Source organism: Lentzea sp. NPDC006480 (assembly GCF_040611995.1).
Lineage (GTDB): Bacteria > Actinomycetota > Actinomycetes > Mycobacteriales > Pseudonocardiaceae > Lentzea.
This window is the reverse complement of the sequence record NZ_JBEXPJ010000041.1, coordinates 1-18,326: the sequence shown is the minus strand read 5'-3', so window position 1 is coordinate 18,326 and position 18,326 is coordinate 1. Positions and strand designations below refer to the sequence as shown.

General features: G+C 69.4%; 18 protein-coding genes. 12 read left to right on the top strand and 6 right to left on the bottom strand.

All coding sequences use genetic code 11. From position 1 onward, the window contains the following. The first annotated feature begins 11 nt into the window (after window positions 1–11). Genes ABZX92_RS18540 through ABZX92_RS18520 form a run of 5 tightly spaced genes read left to right on the top strand, consistent with a single transcriptional unit; the run spans window position 12 to window position 6,633 of the window. The gene (locus tag ABZX92_RS18540; RefSeq protein WP_355560429.1) at window positions 12–1,331 is read left to right on the top strand and encodes a cytosine permease; all 1,320 of its coding nucleotides are present in this window, start codon (window positions 12–14) and stop codon (window positions 1,329–1,331) included. A gap of 17 nt (window positions 1,332–1,348) precedes the next feature. Further along, window positions 1,349–2,917 (top strand): hydantoinase/oxoprolinase family protein, encoded by a 1,569-nt coding sequence (locus tag ABZX92_RS18535; RefSeq protein ID WP_355560426.1) that lies wholly within the window; start codon window positions 1,349–1,351, stop codon window positions 2,915–2,917. Further along, entirely contained in the window at window positions 2,910–3,980 is a 1,071-nt protein-coding gene (locus ABZX92_RS18530; protein WP_355560423.1) for a DUF917 domain-containing protein, read from the top strand. Before ABZX92_RS18535 ends, ABZX92_RS18530 begins: the two co-directional genes overlap by 8 nt. A gap of 56 nt (window positions 3,981–4,036) precedes the next feature. Further along, a complete protein-coding gene (locus ABZX92_RS18525; protein WP_355560420.1) occupies window positions 4,037–5,098 on the top strand; it encodes a DUF917 domain-containing protein in 1,062 nt (353 codons plus the stop codon). After that, on the top strand, window positions 5,095–6,633 hold the full coding sequence (locus ABZX92_RS18520; protein ID WP_355560417.1) for a helix-turn-helix domain-containing protein: 1,539 nt from the start codon (window positions 5,095–5,097) through the stop codon (window positions 6,631–6,633). The genes ABZX92_RS18525 and ABZX92_RS18520 overlap by 4 nt, the downstream gene beginning before the upstream one ends. Window positions 6,634–6,637: 4 nt before the next feature. On the opposite strand, the gene ABZX92_RS18515 is transcribed toward ABZX92_RS18520, so the two are convergent. Both ABZX92_RS18515 and ABZX92_RS18510 read right to left on the bottom strand, forming a co-directional pair. Then, window positions 6,638–7,489: a helix-turn-helix transcriptional regulator gene (locus tag ABZX92_RS18515; RefSeq protein ID WP_355560414.1), complete on the bottom strand. Its 852-nt coding sequence runs from the start codon at window positions 7,487–7,489 to the stop codon at window positions 6,638–6,640. A gap of 96 nt (window positions 7,490–7,585) precedes the next feature. After that, window positions 7,586–7,780: a DUF397 domain-containing protein gene (locus tag ABZX92_RS18510; RefSeq protein WP_355560411.1), complete on the bottom strand. Its 195-nt coding sequence runs from the start codon at window positions 7,778–7,780 to the stop codon at window positions 7,586–7,588. Between the two features lie 281 nt (window positions 7,781–8,061). Here ABZX92_RS18510 and ABZX92_RS18505 point away from each other — a divergent pair, with 281 nt between their 5' ends. Further along, a complete protein-coding gene (locus ABZX92_RS18505; protein WP_355560408.1) occupies window positions 8,062–10,071 on the top strand; it encodes a hypothetical protein in 2,010 nt (669 codons plus the stop codon). 5 nt (window positions 10,072–10,076) lie between these two features. Here the strand turns inward: ABZX92_RS18505 and ABZX92_RS18500 are convergent, their stop codons facing one another. The 3 genes from ABZX92_RS18500 to ABZX92_RS18490 form a co-directional block, all read right to left on the bottom strand. Then, window positions 10,077–10,862, bottom strand: a complete 786-nt coding sequence (locus tag ABZX92_RS18500; protein ID WP_355560406.1) for a histidine kinase — start codon at window positions 10,860–10,862, stop codon at window positions 10,077–10,079. 124 nt (window positions 10,863–10,986) lie between these two features. Further along, the gene (locus tag ABZX92_RS18495; RefSeq protein ID WP_355560403.1) at window positions 10,987–11,664 is read right to left on the bottom strand and encodes a class I SAM-dependent methyltransferase; all 678 of its coding nucleotides are present in this window, start codon (window positions 11,662–11,664) and stop codon (window positions 10,987–10,989) included. A 36-nt stretch (window positions 11,665–11,700) separates the two neighbouring features. Continuing rightward, a complete protein-coding gene (locus tag ABZX92_RS18490; protein ID WP_355560401.1) occupies window positions 11,701–12,651 on the bottom strand; it encodes a hypothetical protein in 951 nt (316 codons plus the stop codon). Between the two features lie 125 nt (window positions 12,652–12,776). Between ABZX92_RS18490 and ABZX92_RS18485 the strand changes: the two genes are divergently transcribed. Both ABZX92_RS18485 and ABZX92_RS18480 read left to right on the top strand, forming a co-directional pair. Then, complete coding sequence (locus ABZX92_RS18485; RefSeq protein WP_355560398.1) at window positions 12,777–13,907, top strand: ROK family transcriptional regulator; 1,131 nt, start codon at window positions 12,777–12,779, stop codon at window positions 13,905–13,907. Window positions 13,908–13,934: 27 nt separating this feature from the next. Next, entirely contained in the window at window positions 13,935–15,527 is a 1,593-nt protein-coding gene (locus tag ABZX92_RS18480) for an endo-1,4-beta-xylanase (protein WP_355560395.1), read from the top strand. Here the strand turns inward: ABZX92_RS18480 and ABZX92_RS18475 are convergent. Further along, window positions 15,488–15,874 (bottom strand): nuclear transport factor 2 family protein, encoded by a 387-nt coding sequence (locus ABZX92_RS18475; RefSeq protein ID WP_355560392.1) that lies wholly within the window; start codon window positions 15,872–15,874, stop codon window positions 15,488–15,490. The two genes, ABZX92_RS18480 and ABZX92_RS18475, sit on opposite strands and share 40 nt — an antisense overlap. A 59-nt stretch (window positions 15,875–15,933) precedes the next feature. Between ABZX92_RS18475 and ABZX92_RS18470 the strand changes: the two genes are divergently transcribed. The 4 genes from ABZX92_RS18470 to ABZX92_RS18455 are packed head-to-tail and all read left to right on the top strand — an operon-like array spanning window position 15,934 to window position 18,325. Beyond that, window positions 15,934–16,371 (top strand): MarR family transcriptional regulator, encoded by a 438-nt coding sequence (locus ABZX92_RS18470; RefSeq protein WP_355560535.1) that lies wholly within the window; start codon window positions 15,934–15,936, stop codon window positions 16,369–16,371. A gap of 58 nt (window positions 16,372–16,429) precedes the next feature. Beyond that, window positions 16,430–16,636, top strand: coding sequence for a hypothetical protein (locus ABZX92_RS18465; protein WP_355560389.1), 207 nt, complete (start codon window positions 16,430–16,432; stop codon window positions 16,634–16,636). A gap of 10 nt (window positions 16,637–16,646) precedes the next feature. Beyond that, window positions 16,647–17,888, top strand: coding sequence for an SLC13 family permease (locus tag ABZX92_RS18460; protein WP_355560387.1), 1,242 nt, complete (start codon window positions 16,647–16,649; stop codon window positions 17,886–17,888). A 2-nt stretch (window positions 17,889–17,890) separates the two neighbouring features. After that, a complete protein-coding gene (locus tag ABZX92_RS18455; RefSeq protein ID WP_355560384.1) occupies window positions 17,891–18,325 on the top strand; it encodes a universal stress protein in 435 nt (144 codons plus the stop codon). The last annotated feature ends 1 nt before the right edge of the window (window position 18,326 follow it).

Genomic DNA, 18,326 nt, shown 5'->3' with positions numbered 1-18,326 from the left:
AGGGACGAGTTGTGGCCGCTCTTCTCGGGCATGACGACCAGGCCCTCAGCCGTGTCCCTGACCAGGCGCGGCATCCGTGGTTGTCAGTCGCGACCCAGCGCTTCGGGCAGACGACCGCGCTGAGCCAGTTGCTGCTGGGCGCGACGCTCGGGTTCGGCATGTCGTTCTGGGACGCGTTCCTGGCGCTCACGATCGGGGCCCTGGTGCTCAACGCGGTCGCGGTCGCGGTCGGCGTGATCGGCCAGCGAGAAGGACTGTCGACGGCGATCCTCACGCGGTGGACCGGGTTCGGGCACGCCGGGAGTGCGATGCTCGGACTGATCATCGCGTTGAGCTGCACCGGGTGGTTCGGGGTGCAGACCGGGCTCGCCGGGGCCACGCTCGCGAACGTCGCCGGTGTGTTGCCCGCGCCGGTGTGGTCCCTGCTCTTCGGCATCGCGGTCACGGTCATCGCGGCCTACGGGGTGCGGTGGATGGCGTGGACGGCCTACGTGGCGGTGCCCGCGTTCCTGCTGCTGCTCGTGTGGCTCGTGCTGACCAAGGTCGACGACCTGCCGAAAGCGCTCACCAGCGAAGCTCCCGGCACACCCATCGGCATGATGACCGCGGCGACGCTGGTGACCGGCAGCTTCATCGTCGGGGCCGCGATCGCGCCGGACATGACGCGCTTCAACCGCAACGAGTGGGACGTGGTGAAGCAGACGATCCTCGGCATCACGCTCGGGGAGTGGGTGATCAGCCTGGCCGGCGTGGTCATCGCGCACGGGCTCGGCACCACGGACATCATGGGCGTCATCGGCTCGTCCAGCGGCTGGATCGGGGCGCTGATCGTCGTCACGGCCGTGCTGAAGATCAACGACTGGAACCTCTACTCGGCGTCGCTGGGGCTCGTGAACTTCTTCGACGCCGTGTTCGCGGTGCGGATCAGCCGGGCGCAGGTGACCGTCATGGTCGGGTGCGCCGGCAGTTTTCTCGCGGCCGCCGGGATCGTGCACCAGTTCAGCCACTTCCTGGTGCTGCTGGGCGTGGTGTTCCCGCCCGTCACCGGGATCATGATCGCCGAGTACTACGTCGTGCGGCGCTGGCGCAACGAGATCATCTCCACCCGGCCGCACGTGCCGAGATCAGCGCCGAGCTGGGTGCCCGCCACCGTGGTCATCTGGCCGGCCGCCGCGATCCTCGGTGAGCTGCTGCCGTTCGGGCAGTCCAGCGTGAACTCCCTCGTGCTCGCGTTCGCCCTCTACGTCTCAGCTGGCAGATTGGACCTGCTCCGCATGAGGACGCGCAGGGCCACCAACCGTAAGGTGGTCGGGGAAGCGTCGGCCGCCTGAGGGGTGGTTAAAGCGAAATGCACATCGGTATCGACGTCGGCGGCACGAACACCGATGCCGTTCTCGTCGAGGGACGGCGGGTCCTCGCCGAGTGCAAGACCACGACCACGGCGGACGTGACGACCGGGATCGTCAACGCGCTCAACGGTCTGCAGGCGGCCCAGCGGTTCGACCAGACGGCGGTCAAGGCCGTCATGATCGGCACGACGCACTTCGTCAACGCCATCGTCGAGGGCAGGGGGCTCGCGCAGACGGCGGCGGTGCGGCTCGGACTTCCCGCCACCAAAGCACTTCCGCCGTTCGTCGACTGGCCGCAGCGGCTGCGTCAGGTCATCGGCGGGCACTCCTACCTCTGCCACGGCGGGCACGAGTACGACGGCCGGGTCATCTCGCCGCTCGACGAGGACGAGCTGCGCGGCGTCGCCACGGACATCGCGGCGAAAGGTGTGCGGTCGGTCGCCATCTCCTCGGTGTTCTCGTTGGTCAACGGCGACTTCGAGCGCCGGGCGGCGGAGATCCTGACCGCCGAGGTGCCGGACCTGCTCGTCAGCTTCTCGCACGAGATCGGGCGGCTCGGCCTGCTGGAGCGGGAGAACGCGACGATCATCAACGCGGCGCTGCGGGAGCTCGCCGAGCAGATCGCCGACGGGCTCACGGAATCCCTGACGGCACAAGGCATCGACGCCCCGCTGTACCTGAGCCAGAACGACGGCACGCTGATGGACCTGGAGTACGCGCGCTGCTACCCGGTCGCCACGTTCTCGTCCGGCCCCACGAACTCCATGCGCGGCGGGGCCTTCCTGTCCGGACTGGACGAGTGCGCGGTGATCGACGTCGGCGGCACCACGACCGACATCGGCATGCTGCACAACGGTTTCCCGCGCGAGGCGTCGTCCGAGGTGATGATCAGCGGGGTGCGCACCAACTTCCGGATGCCCGACGTGCTGTCCGTCGGCCTGGGCGGTGGAAGCGTGGTGCGCCAAGAAGAAGGTCTGTCGATCGGCCCGGACAGCGTCGGCTACCGGCTCACCCAGCAGGCTCTCGTCTTCGGTGGCGGCACGCTGACGACAACGGACATCGCGGTCGCCGCGGGCCTCGCCGAGATCGGCGACCCAGGGCTCGTCAAAAACCTCGACCGCACGCTCGTCAGCTCGGTGCTCGACCACATCTGCGAGCAGATCGCCACGCAGGTCGACCGCATGCGCACGAGCCCCGCGCCGTTGCCCGTCGTGCTGGTCGGCGGCGGCAGCGTGCTGGTGCCGGACCAGGTCGAGGGCGTCGGCGAGCTGATCAGGCCGGGGCACCACGCGTTCGCCAACGCCATCGGCGCCGCGATCGCGCAGGTCGGCGGCGAGGTCGACCGGGTCTTCACGATCGACCCGAACCGGCGGGACGAGGTGCTCGACTCGGCTCGCCAGGAGGCCGTGGACAAGGCCGTCGCGGCGGGTGCGAGGGCCGGCAGCGTGCGGATCGTCGAGGTCGAGGAGATCCCGCTGGCGTACCTGCCTGGCAACGCGAGCAGGGTGCGCGCGAGAGCCGTGGGCGATCTGGTGCTGGAGGACGCCCCGAGGAGGGCGCGTGCGTGAGATCGGAGCGGACGAGCTGAGGCACATCGCCCGTGGCGCCGCGATCCTGGGCACGGGCGGTGGTGGCGATCCGTACATCGGCCGGCTCGTCGCGGAACAGGCAGTGCTGGAGTGCGGACCGGTGCTCGTCGCCGAGCTGCACGAGGTGCCGGACGACGCGCTCGTCGCGGGCATCGGCATGATCGGCGCGCCGACCGTGATGATCGAGAAGCTGCCCGCGGGTGAGGAGGCGGTCACTGCTTTTCTGACACTGCAACGGGAAATCGGCCGGCCGATCACGCACGTGCTGCCGATCGAGGTCGGCGGGATGAACTCGCTCGCGCCGTTCCCGGTGGCCGCGTCGCTCGGCCTGCCGGTGCTCGACGCGGACTGCATGGGCCGCGCGTTCCCGATGGTGCAGATGGTCGTCTGCACGCTCGACGGCGTGCTGGCCAAGCCGCTCGCGATCGCGGACGAGAAGGGCAACTCGATCGTCCTCGACGTGCGCGACAACCACTGGGCGGAACGGCTCGCGCGCTCGGCCACGATCGGCATGGGCTGCACCGCGTTGATGAGCAGCTTTCCCATGTCCGGCAAGCAGGCCCGCGACATCACCATTCCCGGCACCCTCACGCTGGCGGCGAACCTCGGCAGGCTCGTCGAACGCACCCGGCGCCAGCACGCCGACCCGTGCCTGGCCGTCGCGGAGTTCCTCGGCGGCGCGGTGCTGTTCACCGGCAAGGTCGTGGACGTCATGCGCGCCAACGATCCCGGCTTCGCCAAGGGGGAGGCGCGGCTGGAGGGCACGGCCGCCCACGAAGGGGCGAGCTGCCGGCTCGCGTTCCAGAACGAGCACCTCGTCGCGTCGCGCGACGGCGAGGTCGTCGCCTCGGTGCCGGACCTGATCTGCGTGCTCGACGCCGAAGGTGAACCCGTGCCGGCCGAGCGGCTGCGGTACGGGCAGCGCGTCACGGTCGTCGGCGCGCCCTGCCACCCGCGCTGGCGGACGCCGGAAGGTCTTGCGCTGGTCGGGCCGTCGGCGTTCGGCTACTCGCACGAGTACGTCCCGCTGGGGGGCCAGTAGGCGCGCCGGTTGCCAGAGCTTCTCGGGCGAGCACCGGCGGCGCTACTGTCTCGCGCATGCACCTGCTCCAGCCCGACGAGGTGGACCAGCTCGCCCTGGGCGTGGTCATGCTCGGCAGTGGCGGCGGCGGTGGTGAGCACGAGACGCACGCGTTCGCGGCGATGCTCCGGCAGGAAATGCGACAAAGCGGACCTGTCACCGTCCTTTCGCCTGAGGAGGCTGATCCGGACGGGCACGGTGCACGGGTCGGGCTGATCGGCGCGCCGACCGTGCTGATCGAGAAGCTGCCGTCGGGGCAGGAGGCGGAAGACGCGCTGAAAGCGTTGCAGGCGCAGGATTCCACGACCGCGACGGCGGTGATCGGGTGGGAGGTAGGCGGGTGCAACGGGTTGTTGCCGCTGATCCTCGCGGCCCGGCTGGGGCTGCCGTACGTCGACGTGGACGGGATGGGGAGAGCGTTCCCACGAATCGACCAGACGACCTACGACGCGGCCGGGCTGCCCACGACCCCGTTGGCCATCACGGAACCCAGCGGAAACCGGGCGGTGCTCGACGCGACCGGCATCGAGAAGCTCGCGCGCACGGTGATGGTCGACTTCGGCGGCTGGGCGATGATGGTCGCCAAGCCGTTGAAGCTCGCAGACGCGCTCAAAGCGGGCATAACGGGCTCGCTTCAACGCGCGTTGGAGCTCGGCGAGATCTGGTCGCAGCAAACGCTTTCAGTGGACGAACGCGCGAAGGCGTCCGGCGGTTTCCTTGTCGCGCGGGGAAAAGTCGTCGAAGTGTGGCGAGAGTCCGTCGGGGACTTTCCTCGCGGAACGGTGGCGCTGCGGCGCCTGGACGCCGACGATGCGTATGTGCGCCTGGAGATGCAGGGTGAGTACCTCGTCGCACTGGCGGACGGCGAACCGCTCGTGACGACCCCTGATCTGCTGTGCTGCCTGGACGCGGAGTCGGGCAAGCCGGTGTCGACCGAGCGGCTCCGGTTCGGCGCGGTCGTGGATGTGGTCGCGCTCCCATCGCCACCGCAATGGGTTCGGGAGGAGATGCTCGGACGGGTCGACCCGCGGGCGTTCGGCTACGACCTCGACTACCTGCCGTTCCGGGACGTCACGTGATCGACGACGCCGACTCGCTGACCGTGCGCGATCTGCTGGAGATCGGCGTGCTCGGCGACGCGTGCCTGCTGGCGGGCGAGCGCGGGATCGACACCGAGGTCGCGGACGTGCGGCTGGCGGCGGACATGACCGCGGTCGAGGCGTGCTCGGCCGGCGACCTGGTGATCCTCACGGGGCACCAGCCGTACCTCGTCGAGGTGGCGCTGCGCCGTGCCTACAGCGCCGACGTGCGGGCCGTCGTGCTGGTGCGCCCGTCGACCGGCAACTACCAACCTCCTTCCACCGCAACGATTTCCTTCGCCAACCGGCTCGGCGTGCCGCTGCTGCAGACCAAGGCGGAGGACCCGCTGCTGGTCGCCGACTCGTTGCGCACGGCCGTCCGCCGCCCCGAGGTCGCCGCCGCCCGGCTGCTCAACGCCGTCACCGCACGGCTGGGCCGCAGCAAGCCGGACCCGCGGTCGGTCATCACGATCCTGTCCGGCGAGCTGCACGTGACGTGCGCGGTGATGAGTGCGGACGGCACCGCGATCGAGGGCGTCGCTCCGCCGGGCCTGCCGGAGGACCTGCTGGTCGGCTCGATCGCCACCGCCGTCGAGCTGCCCGAGGGCGTCGCGGTGGCCGTCCCGGTGGAGACCGACCGGACCGGGCACGTGCACCTGTGGCTCGTCGCGCACACCCGCGGCCGCAACAAGCGCTGGGCCGAGACAGTTCAGCAGATCAGTCAGGTCGCCTCGTGGGCGCTCGGCAACTGGGTCGCCGCCGAGCGCCTGGAAACCGAGCGCCGGGCCCGTTCCCGAGGCTCGCTGCTGTCCGAGCTGCTCGCCGCGGGCGACGACGTTCCGCCTCAGCTGGTGCAGCAGGCCGTGCTCGCCGGGTGGCGCCTCGACGGCTGGCACACCGGCATCTTCGCCACGCCGAACCCGCCGGCACCGGGCATCCTCGACGCCGCCCACACCGAACGCCTGCGCGTCGAGCTCTCCCGGCGCGGCCTGCACGGCCAGCTGGTCGAGGGCGCGGAGGGCTGGTCGTTCTGGATCACCAACGACGCCGAGCCGCCGACGTCGCAGCACCGCGAGCTGACCGCGAAGCTCACCCAGGCGCTGGGCCCCTGCACGCTCGTCGCCGGCGTCGGGCGGCCACATCCCGGGGCTGCCGGGGTGGGGCGGACGCTCGCCGAGGCACGGGAGGCGGCGGCGATGACCGGAGCCGCCAAGGTCGTGCACATCGACGAGCTGGGCGTGCGGCGGTTGCTGTCGATGGCCGCGGAGACGCCGGCGTTGGTGGAACAGGCGACGCGGCTGCTGGAACCGCTGGCGGGTGTGGAGGACGGGCAGCTGCTGCGCACGCTCGCCATCTACCTGGACGAGGAGTCGGTGACGTCCACGGCGGCGGTGCGGCTCAAGGTGCACCGCAACACCGTGGCGCAGCGGATCAACCGCGCTGAGCAGCTGCTCGGGGTCAGCCTGCTGAACCCGGACGAGCGGCTCGCCGTGCACCTGGCGTGCCGGGCCGTCCGCGCCTCCGAGGAGACGTGACGCGTCACGACCCGCTGTCCAGTTCCTTGTACAGGTCCGTGAGGAAGACCCTGCTGTCCGCGCGGCCGAGCGCCGCCTGGGACAGTTTGTCCCACTGGTGCCGGTATCTGGTGAACTCCGCGGTGCTGCTCGGCTCGACGGATCTGCCCAGCAGCTCGACGTAGACGAAGTTCCGCCCGCTGTCGGCGAAGTCCAGCAACGTGAAGTCGCCCGGCAGGAAGTCGATGTCGGCGTCGAACGGCAGGACGTGGATCGACACGTCCGGATAGCGCTCGTCGATCCGCAACAGCTCGTCGATCTGGTCGAGCGCGACCGCGACGCTGCCGTGCACCCGCCGCCGCACCGAAGACTCGCTCAGCAGGTACTGGAACCGCGGTCCGCCGGCGAGATCGAACAGCTGCTTGCGCTCGAGCCGGGCCCGGATCCGGTCGGTGATCTGGGCCGGGCTCCTGATGCCCGCCTGCCGGAACATGTACTGCTCGGACTGCAGCACGCCGGGAATGCGGTCACCGTGCACTCCCCGGATCAGCGCGGCTTCGCGTTCGGCTTCGAGGTAGCGGCGCACGTGCTGGGGAATAGCACCGCGCCAGGTGCGCTGCCGCGGTGTGGCGGCCGCAAGGGCCTCCATCTCGGCGGCGGTGTCCGAGGTGATGCCGAGCGCGGTGACGATCGCGCGCAGGTCGTCGATCTTGGTGCCGGTCAGGCCGCGCTCGATCCGGTTGATCTTCGCCTGGCTGCCCCTGATCAGCCTGCCGAGCCGGGCCTGGGACATGTCGCGGTCTTTGCGGGCGGTGCGCACGAACTCGCCCAGCTTCTCTCGTCGCGACCGCAACGACTTGGGTTCCGAGCCTCCCACTGACTCTCCGCTCGATCGAGGTGATCGGTCAGGCGGCCATTGTGGGAAGCGGACCCCGGTCGTGGTGCTCGGTATGGGGAAATGGCCTTGATTTGGCTATGAATCCGGATGATGCCGCAGGAATCTCGTGAAGTCGGCCCAGCTCGTGGCCTCGAAGGTCAGGACGGCCCCGTCAGCACGCTTTGAATCACGCACCGAGGAGAGTCCCGGGCGGTGGAGATTCACCTCCACGCAGTTGTCGCCCGCTGGACTGCAGGCGTGTGCTCGCTTCCACTCGTTTGTCCTGGTCATGATTCCCCCTCCGCAGGTAATGTACGCAGTCGTTGCTCGGTGCTAATCAGTTGTCGCTCGATCGTGTGTGTCCACGCGACGTGCTCAACGTGATTAATCGAGTTGCGAAACCGCCGTTGAAGTGGGCGGAGATGCGGTGAACGGTTGATCGCGATCGTTCGGCGGCACGCTTCTTGCGCAGAGCCGAACTCATACGCCGAAGTGATGCCGTTACCGGCTTGAGATTGGTCATCGGTTCGCTATCGTGCTGGCCTTCCGCCAATTCATCCGGAGTCCACCGCGTGAGTGATGACGAGTCGTCGCGCCCCGACCTGCCGCCAGGAGCGACGAGCAACAAGATCGAGGCCGGCACCGCGCGGACTGTGTTCCAGGCCGGGCGGATAGATGGCGACCTCGTCTTCCACGGCGTTCCCGGCGTGGAGCCCCAGCCCGGCCTGGTGTCGATCGCGCCGCCGTACGACCGGCTCACCGGCAAGCTGCACGGCCGCGAGAACGTGGTGAAGCACCTGCTCGGCACCGCGCGAAGATCCGACGGCGCCGTGGTCGTGCTGCACGGCAGGGGTGGTTGCGGCAAGACCTCGGTCGCGCTGGAGACGGCCAGACGGCTGACCCGCGGGGAACCGGTGGTCCGCACGTGGTGGGTCGACGCGGGCAGTGCGGCCGGCCTGGAGGCGGGACTGCGGGAGGTCGCGTTCGACGCCGGGGCGTGCCCGAGCGACATCGCGCGGGCGTGGTCGGGGGAAAGCTCCGCGGTCGAACTGCTGGCGCGGGTGCTCGGCGCGGCGCGCTGGCCGTGGTTGCTGATCATCGACAACGCCGACGACCACCGGGTGCTCGGCGCGTGGCGGCCTGCTCTCACCCAGGGACGGGGCACCACGCTGATCACCTCGCGGGACGGCGGCGGCATGAGCCGCCGCGGCGGTGCCGAGATGATCCTGATCGGGCCGCTGAACGAGGAAAGCGCGGTCGAACTGCTGCGGTCCGCGGCACCCAACGCCACGGGTGACGCGGCGGAGCTGGCCCGCGCGCTCGGTTACCTTCCGCTCGCGCTGCGGCTGGCGGGTCACTACCTGCACGCCGCCTGCAACTTCCCGCCGCTCGCGGCGGTGGCACTGCCGCGCGACTTCGACCAGTACCGCCGCACTTTCCAGGAGCGGTTCGCCGATCTCGACCGGTTGCACGAGATCGGCAGCGGGCTGTGCGAGCGCGAGCTGCTGCTGCGCACCTGGGAGCTGTCGCTCGACCTGCTGGCCGAGCACGGCGAGCCGCTGGCGCGCCCGTTGCTGCGCTGGTTGTCCTTCTTCGAGCAGGCACCGGTTCCGTGCGTGCTGCTCGATCACCGCGTCCTGTCGCAGTCCTCGTTGTTCCCAGAGGTCAGCGAGATGGACCTGATGCGGGTGCTGGTGCTGCTCGGCGACTTCGGCCTGATCGAGCAGGCCACGATGACGGATCCGCGGTCGTCGGGCGTGTCCGTGACGTTCCTGAGCGTGCACCCCGTCATCCGCGAGGCGAACCGGCACCAGACCGACGTCCAGCAGGACTTCCAGGCCTATCTCGCGCTCTGCGTCGCCGCGCTGGACGGCTGCACCAGCTATCTGTCCACATCGGACCCTCATCACCTCGCGCAGTGGGGTGTGCTGAGCCCGCAGTGCGCGTACGTCGTCGACCGCATCCACGACGCGCGTGCCACGTTCGCCAACGCCGAGCAGTGGGAGCTGATGGGCAGCAGGCTCACCTGCGCGGTGGCCCAGTTCGCCCGCATCTCGCGGTCGTACGCCTTCGGTGAGGCCATGTTCCGGCACGCGCTCGTGGTCAGACTGCGGTACCTCGGCTTCGGGCATCCCGAGGTGCTGACGGTGCGTCGCGAGCTGGCGCGGCTGCACTGGGAGCGGAGCCAGACGCGGAGCTCGATCGAGGAGTACGCGGCACTGGCCGACGACTGCGGCGAGAACCTGGGCGAGCACGAGCTGACGCTGGCGTGCCGGCTCGATCTGGCCCTAGTCCGTGCGCAGTTCGGTGAGGTGGGGACCATCGTCGACGAGTACCGGGCCGTCGTGCGGCTGAGCAGGAAGCTGAGCGGCCGCACCGACCTCATCGGCCTGTCCGCGCAGGTGGGTCTGGTCAAGGAGCTGTGGGACCGCGGCGACGAGTCGTGCCTCGCCGAACAGTTCCAGCTGTTGTCGATGCTCAAGGAGATCGACGGTGGCGTTCTGCCGGCCGTGTTGCAGGACCTGCGGACCGCCATCTGGCGGCAGCTCTGGACCTGCATCGCCTGGTTCCACGGCCGTTGAGCGCGTCAGGTCGGCACGAACGCCGGGAGCACCGCGTCCACCTCGAAGCCGCCGTCGTCCGTCGGGCCCGCGGTGAGGGTGCCGCCGACCATCTCCACCCGGCCGCGCAAGCCGGTCAGACCGGAGCCAGGGGCGCGGGTCGTGTCCGGTGCGGACGGCGGGGCGGTGTTGCGGATGACGGCACGGACGCTGCTCGGTCCACAGTGGATGGTGATCTCGGTGTGCGCGCCGGGCGCGTGCTTGTGCACGTTGGTCAGGGACTCCTGGACCACGCGGTACATCGTGCGGCGCACGGCTGGGGAGATGATGTCGGTGTCGCCGTGTTCGGTGAGGGTCACTTCGAGGCCGGTCGCGGCGGAGTCGGCGACCAGGTTGGCCAGGCGGTCGGGCAGGACGTCCGGGATGCGGGCGCGGCCGTTGCGCAGGACGCCCACGAGGTCGCGCAGCTCGGCCAGCGCCTGACGGCCCGCGCTGCGCAGCTCCTCTGCGGACCTGCGCACGTCGTCGTCCTGCGCGGACACCTTCAACGCCCCGGCCTGCAGGATCATCAGGTTCAGGCGGTGGGTGACGACGTCGTGCATCTCTGCGGCGAGCCTCGTGCGCTCGTCGGCGCGGGCCTGTTCGGTCCGGAGCTCGTGCACGGCCCGTTCCATGCGCTGGGCGAGCCTGCGCCGGATGAACAGGTAGGCGACGGCGAACCCGGCGATCAGGAGGAAAGCGATTACCGCATCGGAGATGTCCAGCGCTGCCGTGGGCAACGCTGGAGCGAGGTCTCCCGCTGCCCGCTTCACGCGCGTGACGATACTGCCGGGTAGGTGTCCACGATCACCTACGGGAGCAGGGCATGCACCCTACTTTCGCAGGTGGCGGGCGCCGGTGGATCCGCCTGCCGGACACGTGCGTCCGTTCGCCGCGTCAGTTCCGTCGGAACAACGCCGTCCACAGGAACGGCTTCCCGAACTCCGGTGAGTCCGGGGGTTCCTCGGCCATCCGGCGCAGCTCGACCTCGTCGAGGTCCTGGAAGATCCACCGCAGGTCGTCGGGGTTGTAGCCGACGCCGCCGTTCAGCCCGGACCGGTACAGCTCGGCGTCCGGGGCGGCGGTGCCCTCCTCGGCGGTGAAGCACGTCAACGCGAAGTGCCCACCGGGCTTCAAACAACGATCGAGCAGCGCGAGATAGCTGATCCGGCGGTGCGGTGGCAGGTGGTGGAAGCAGCCGGAGTCGTAGATCAGGTCGTACGAGCCCTCGGTCGCGAAGGCGTCGTCGTGCCGGAACCGGACGAGATCGCCGCCCCGTTCGCGCGCCCACGCGATGGCCGACGCGGAGAGGTCCACCGCGTCGACCTCGAAACCGTTGCGCGCCAGGTAGATCGCGTTGCGGCCCGGCCCGCAGCCGACGTCGAGGGCGCGGCCGGGGGTGACCAGGCCGCGCTCGACGTAGCTCACGAGGTTCTCGTCCGGCTTCGCGACGAAGAACGGGATCTCGCGGTCGCGGTCCGCGTAGAACCCGTCCCACCAGTCGCCGGTCTTCGCATCGAGCAGACCGTCCATCAACGACAGCAGATCAGCAACGGTCCTGACATGCCGAATCACCGCATACCCCCAGGTGGACAGGGGTTCAGTCTACCTTCAGAGGCCACCTTCGGAGAGGCGTTTGCGGTAGCCGCGAGCACCCTCTGAGCCGACGTTCTCGTTGAAGTCGACGCCGCCTGGGTTGGTCTGCACGTGGTAGTAGACCGCGCCCCACAGGCTGCCCGCGACCGAGTCGTCGAAGTGGATGAAGTTCCCGTACTTGTAGCCCTTGTCGTACGGGGTGAGCGCGGTCGTCCTGATCGAGTACTCGGTCGCGATCACGGGCTTGCCGGGCCACTTGGAGGCGCAGCGCGACAGGGTTTCCGCGTAGGTGAGCTCGTTCCACTCGCCCTGGCGGGTGAAGCTGCCGTCGCTGGGGTTGCTGTAGAAGTGCACGCCCACGTAGTCGCACTTCTTGATGGCGTTGACGAAGTTCGGGTTGCCGTACCACGTGTCGGGGTTCGTGGTCTTGTTCGGCGACAACGCCGTGCCGCAGATCTTGGCTCCGGGGAAGGTCTCCCGGATGCGGTCGATCGTGACACTGAGGTTGTAGCCGTAGACCCACGGGTCGGTCACGCGGATGTTCGGCTCGTTGCCCAGCTCGATGATGCACTTGTCGGCGCCCGAGCGGAGGCTCTTGTACTCGAAGAAGCGGGAGTCGCGGATCTCGGCGACCGCACGGTTCGGGTCGATCACGTTGTCGGTGTCGCCGGTGACGGTGCGGACGATCAGGAAGTTCGTTGCGCCGCAAGCGGTCCAGACGTGGTCTTTGTAGTTCGCCCACGGACCGGGCATGCCCCAGCCGGTGACGACCTTGGCGAGGTTGGCCGACTGGTTGTTGATCGCGTCGATCCACGTCTGGTAGCCGTCGGTCAGCAACGGGCCGTGCGCCCGGTAGTGCGGCACCGCCAGCGCCTGGCCCGGCAGCGACGCCATGCCCGCCGCCGCGATGGCACCCGCCGCCAGCTTGCCCACCGCTCGGCGGCTGTACTGCTTCTCGCCGGACATCGGCGGTCTCCCTTCGTCGAGGAACGCCGACAGGCAACAGCGCCGGGGTATGAGACCCGGTATGCGAGCGGTATGTGAACAAGTGACCCTAGACACCGGTAACGTCTCGTTACTAGTTTGGCCGCATGACAGGAGCCGTGACGGGCGCACATGTGCGGGAGACCAACGTGCAGGTCGTCTACCGGGCGATCCGGCAGTCGCACCCGGTGACCCGTGCGCAGCTCGCGCGGTACCTCGGGATGTCCAAGCCGACCGCGAACCGGGCGATCGACGACCTGCTCGGCGCCGGGCTCGTCGAGGAGGTGCCACGGCCGAAGAACGCGGCGGGCTACGACGCCGTCTACTTCGGGCCGCGAGCGCAAGCGGCCACCGTGCTCGCGCTCGACCTCGGCAGCCGGTTCCTCCGCGCGTGCGTCGCCGACCTCGACGGGACCGTGCTCGCACGGCTCGACCAGCCCGTGAGCAGCAACGATCCCGAGCACGTCCTGGACGTGGCGACGGCTCTCAGGGATGAGCTCGTCGCCGCGACCGGGGCCGCGCCCGAGATCGCCACGATCGGCATCGGCGGGGTGATCGACCCGCGCACCGGGATCGTGCACGACGCCAACCAGGACGCGCTGGAGGGCTTCGCGGCTCGAGCCGAGCTCTCCGCCGTGCTGGACCTGCCGGTCATCGCCGAGAACGACATCAACCTCGCGGCCGTCGGGGAGGGCTGGCGCGGGGCCGGCCTCGGCGTGCGGAACTTCGCGTTCCTCTCGATCGGCAGCGGCGTTGGTGCGGGGCTGGTGCTCGGCGGCGAGCTGCACCGGGGTGTCAACGGGGCCGCGGGCGAGATCGACCACGTACCGGAAGGGCAGCGGTTCCGCTCCGACAGCCCGGCCGCGGACGCGTTCCTCGCGCACGTCTGGCAGCACTCCGACTTCGTCACGACGGAGGAAGTCGTCGCCGCGGCCCGGCAACGCGACGAATGCGCGCTGCACCTCGTCGCGTGGGAGGCGGCGCGGATCGCCGAGCACGCCGCCAGGATCACGTCGGTCGTCGACGTGTCGCTGATCGTGCTCGGTGGCGGGATCGGGTTGAACGGCGACCTGCTCGCCGAGCCGGTGCGCGCCACCTTGTCCGGCCTGTCCGCCTATCCGCCGGCTGTCGAGACATCCCAGCTCGGCGAGGCCGCCATCCTCACCGGTGCCGTCGCCACCGGGCTGAGCTCCGTGCTCGCAGATCTCGTCACCACCAGGGTTTCCGCCGCCAGCTGATTGCCCACCACCATCAGGAGAGGCTCGATGCTGCGCATTTTCGCTGCTCTCTTACTCGCGGCCGGGACACCGCCGGCCGCGCACGCCCCGCTCGACCTGCTCGCGGGCCAGGACTGGGCGCACTTCGCGGGCGCCACGCAGACCGCGGACGGCGTGCAGATCCGGCCGCTCGATCGCTGGATCGTGGCCACGGAAGGTCAACGGTCCCAGCCGAACCCGCCGGTCAACCTGCTCGGCCCGCGACTCACCGTCAACGGCACGTTCCAGGTCGACGCGACCATGTCCGGTTCCGGCTACCTGCAGCTCTACGGTTCATTGCCGATCATCTACGACGAGTGGCGGCAGGAACCGCCGAGCGTGCGCGTCGGGGTGGTCGACGGGAAGCTGGACGTCGCCCTGTGGAACGGCAAGAGCGACAAACCCGTGCAGGCCAAGAAGTTCGGCTCGGGACTGTCCGGTGACGTCGCGGTGCAGGTGAAGCGTTCGGGCTCCACGTTCACGTTCTCGGCCGGTGGCAAGGAGCTCGGCACCCTGGCTGATCCGGGCGTGTTCTCGTCGGGTCAGGTGTGGTTCGGTGCGGACGGGTCGTGGCGGCTCAAGTCGCTGACCGCCACCGGGGCCACCGGGATCCGCAAGGCGCCTGACTGGAAGCAGAAGACGGTCTCCGGTTCGTTGCGGTCACGTGCGGAAGCGTTGCCGCGCAAGATAGGTGTGGGCAGCGCACTCGCGGTGGCGCCGCTGGTGGCTGACGACGCTTATCGGGCGACGGCCGGTGAGCAGTTCGACCTGATCACGCCCGAGAACGACATGAAGCCCCAGTTCGTGCAGCCCACCCGCGGGGTGTTCGCGTTCGAGGAAGCCGACGCGATCGTGGACTTCGCGCGTGCCAACAACATCGCGGTGCACGCGCACACGCTGGTGTGGTTCGAGGCGCTACCGACGTGGATGAGGTCGGCCTCGGACAAGAAAACCGTGATGACAGACCACATCAAGACCGTCGCCGGGCACTTCAAGGGCCGGGTCGCGGAGTGGGACGTCGTCAACGAACCGATGAACGAGGACAACTCCGATGGACTGGAACACAATCTTTGGTATCAGGCCATGGGAGCCGACTACATCGCCCAGGCCTTCCGCGTCGCCCGCACAGCAGATCCTGCCGCCGTGCTGTATCTCAATGAGTACGGGGCGGAACAAGAGGGACCGCGCTGGAAGGCTTTGTACGCCCTGGTGAAGAAGCTCAAGCAGGACGGCGTGCCGATCGACGGCGTCGGCCTGCAGAGCCACGAGTACGAGGCGGGCGACCGGGTGCCGGCCGAGACGTTCCGCAAGCACGTCCGCGCGCTGGCCGACCTCGGGCTGAAGGTCCGGGTGTCCGAAATGGATGTTGTCACGTCGGACCAGGCGTTGCAGGCCAAGCAGTTCGGCGAGCGGCTCGCGGTGTGCCGGCAGGAGTCGAACTGCACCGGCTTCACCTCGTGGGGCTTCACCGACCGGTACGGCTCGACCGCCACGACGAACCGGTACCCGGCGCTACCGGGCAACGCGCTGCCGTGGACGTCGTCGATCACACCGAAGAAGGCTCACACCGCGATGCTCGACGCGTTGCGGAACGGTTCGTAGCAGTCGAAGGTCTCGATCGAGCTGATCAGCCCGTCGCGCATCTCGGCGAACTGCGCGATGTGCGCGACGAGCTGGTCACCGCTGCGCAGCACTCCGGTCCAGGTCAGCCGGACGATCACGGTGTCGCCCGAGCGCGAGGTCGAGTGCACGTCGTACTTCTGGCTCGACAACAACTTCACGCCGGCAGCGGAACCCTCGATCATCTTGTCCAGGGGCATTCGCGCACCGGTCGGCTTGATCAGGTTCGGGTGCTCGACGGTCACCGCGTCGGTGGTGAAGAACCGGCGCAGTGCGTCACCGGACTCCCCGGCTTCGAGCGCCCGGTGCAGTGAGTGAATGGTCTCCATATGCACAACCATAGTTGTACAACCGTGGTTGTCAATGTGAGGATGCGGGCGTGGACCTGATGGACATCGACCTCGCCACGCTCGCGTTCCTGGCGGGCAGCTCCGCGAACGACGCGATTCTGCGGCGGCTGCACGAGATCGGGCACGACGGTGTGCGCGTCTCGCACGGGTACGTGATCCAGCACCTGATCGAGAACGCGCCGACGGTGTCCGAGCTGGGGGAGCTGCTCGGCGTGACACAGCAGGCCGCCTCGAAACAGCTGGCCGAGCTGGAACGGCTCGGGTACGTCGTGCGCGAGCCTGATCGCGTGGACAGCCGGATTCGGCGCGCGAGCCTCACGAAACGCGGCCGGAAGCTCGTGGAGGACAGCAGGAGGATCCGCCGGGAGCTGGACGTGCACGGCGACGACGCGGTGAAGCGGGCGTTGATCCGGTTGCTGGACGCGACCGGCGGCACCGAACGCGTGCTGAGGCGCCAGGTGCCGCCGGTCGGGTGAGCCGGTCTCAGGCACGGCGAATCGTTTGGGTTCGTGCCGCAGTTGCGATGATCTTCCGGTGTGCCGCGCCCGCACGTCCCACCTGAACGGTGCGGAGATCCAGCCGTGCGTGACGCCGGTGTCCGAGCGCGCCGGGCAGACCGTGACCATGATCGAGGGGCTGGCTTCCGGTGACGACCTGCACCCCGTTCAGCAGGCGTGGCTGGAGCAGACGTGCTTCCGGATCAGGCGGGCCGTCAAGTCGGCGGCGGCCAAGATGACCTAACGTTCGGTGCGTGCTGGCGCTGTCGGTGTTGTTGCTGGTGGCCGTGCTGGTCTGCGCGGTCGTCCGGCCCTGGGGATGGCCCGAGGCGGCGGTTGCGGTGCCGGCCGGGGTGCTCGTCGTGCTGGTCGGCGCGTTGCCGGTCGGGCACGCCGTGGACGAGGCGGTGCGGCTGGGGCCGGTGATCGGGTTCCTGGCCGCGATCCTCGTGCTGGCGCAGCTGTGCGACGACGACGGCCTCTTCCACGCTTGTGGGACGTGGATGGCTCGGGCGTCGGGTGGGCGGCCGCGCCAGTTGCTGGGCGGGGTGTTCGTCACGGCGTCGGTGATCACGGCGGTGTTGAGCCTCGACGCGACCGTGGTGTTGCTGACGCCGGTGGTGTTCGCGACGGCCGCGCAGCTCGGGGTGCGGCCGAAGCCGCACGTCTACGCGTGCACGCACCTGTCGAACTCCGCGTCCTTGCTGCTGCCGGTGTCGAACCTGACGAACCTGCTGGCGTTCGCGTCGAGCGGGCTGAGTTTCACGCGGTTCGCGGCGTTGATGGCGTTGCCGTGGGTGGTGGCGATCTGCCTTGAGTACGTGGTGTTCCGCCGGTTCTTCCGGACCGATCTCGACGCGCCGGCGCACGCCCCGTCGGTGCGGCCGCCGCGTGAGCTGCCGGTGTTCGCGCTGGCCACGGTCGGGCTGACGCTGGTCGGGTTCGTGGTGGCGTCGGCTACCGGGATCGACCCGGCGTGGGCTGCGTGTGCGGGTGCGTGCGCGATGGCCGTCCGTGCGCTGATGAAACGTCGTACGTCCGTGCTGAAGATCGTGCAGTCGGCTTCGTTGCCGTTCCTCGCGTTCGTGCTCGGCCTCGGTCTCGTGGTGCGGGCGGTGGTGGACAACGGCCTGGACGAGGCGCTCAGGCATGTGGTGCCGAGCGGCAACGGGCTGCTGGCGTTGCTCGGCGTCGCGGCGGTCGCGGCGGTGCTCGCGAACGTCATCAACAACCTGCCCGCGGTGCTCGTGCTGCTGCCGTTGGTCGTGCCGCTCGGGTCCGGGGCGGTGCTGGCGGTGCTGCTCGGCGTGAACCTCGGGCCGAACCTCACCTACGCCGGGTCGCTGGCGACGTTGCTGTGGCGGCGGATCGTGCACGACCACGACACCGAGGTGAACCTGCCCGAGTTCACCAAGCTGGGCCTGCTCGCCGTGCCTGCCACCTTGGTGGGCGCGGTCGTGGCACTGTGGGCGTCCCTGCACGTGATCGGAGGATGACCATGACAGTCGTCGTGTGGATCGCCGACGACACCTGGCAGTCCAGTGTGGACGCGGCCCGCGCACACGGGTCCGACTTCCTGCTGCTGCACGTGAGTGACCACGACGTGCCCGGCGCGGCTCATGGCGCGTTCGCCGGGCTGTTCGGGAGAAGTCACCCCTCGCGGGATCCGGGCAGCAGGCTGGACGACCTCGCCGCTGATCACGCTTCGAGGCTGCTGGAGGCGGCCGCGGCACGCCTCGGGCTGCCGTGCGAGACGTCTGCGCGAGTGGGGCGGGTCGAGCACGAAGTCGTTGCGGCCGCTGGAGATGCTTCGTTGCTCGTGGTGTGCCGCGACGGCGACGTCAGCCATGCCGGTCCGCGCAGCCTCGGCCCGGCGACCCGGTTCGTCGTCGACCACGCGCCCTGTCCGGTGCTGCTGGTCTGGCCAGCATAAG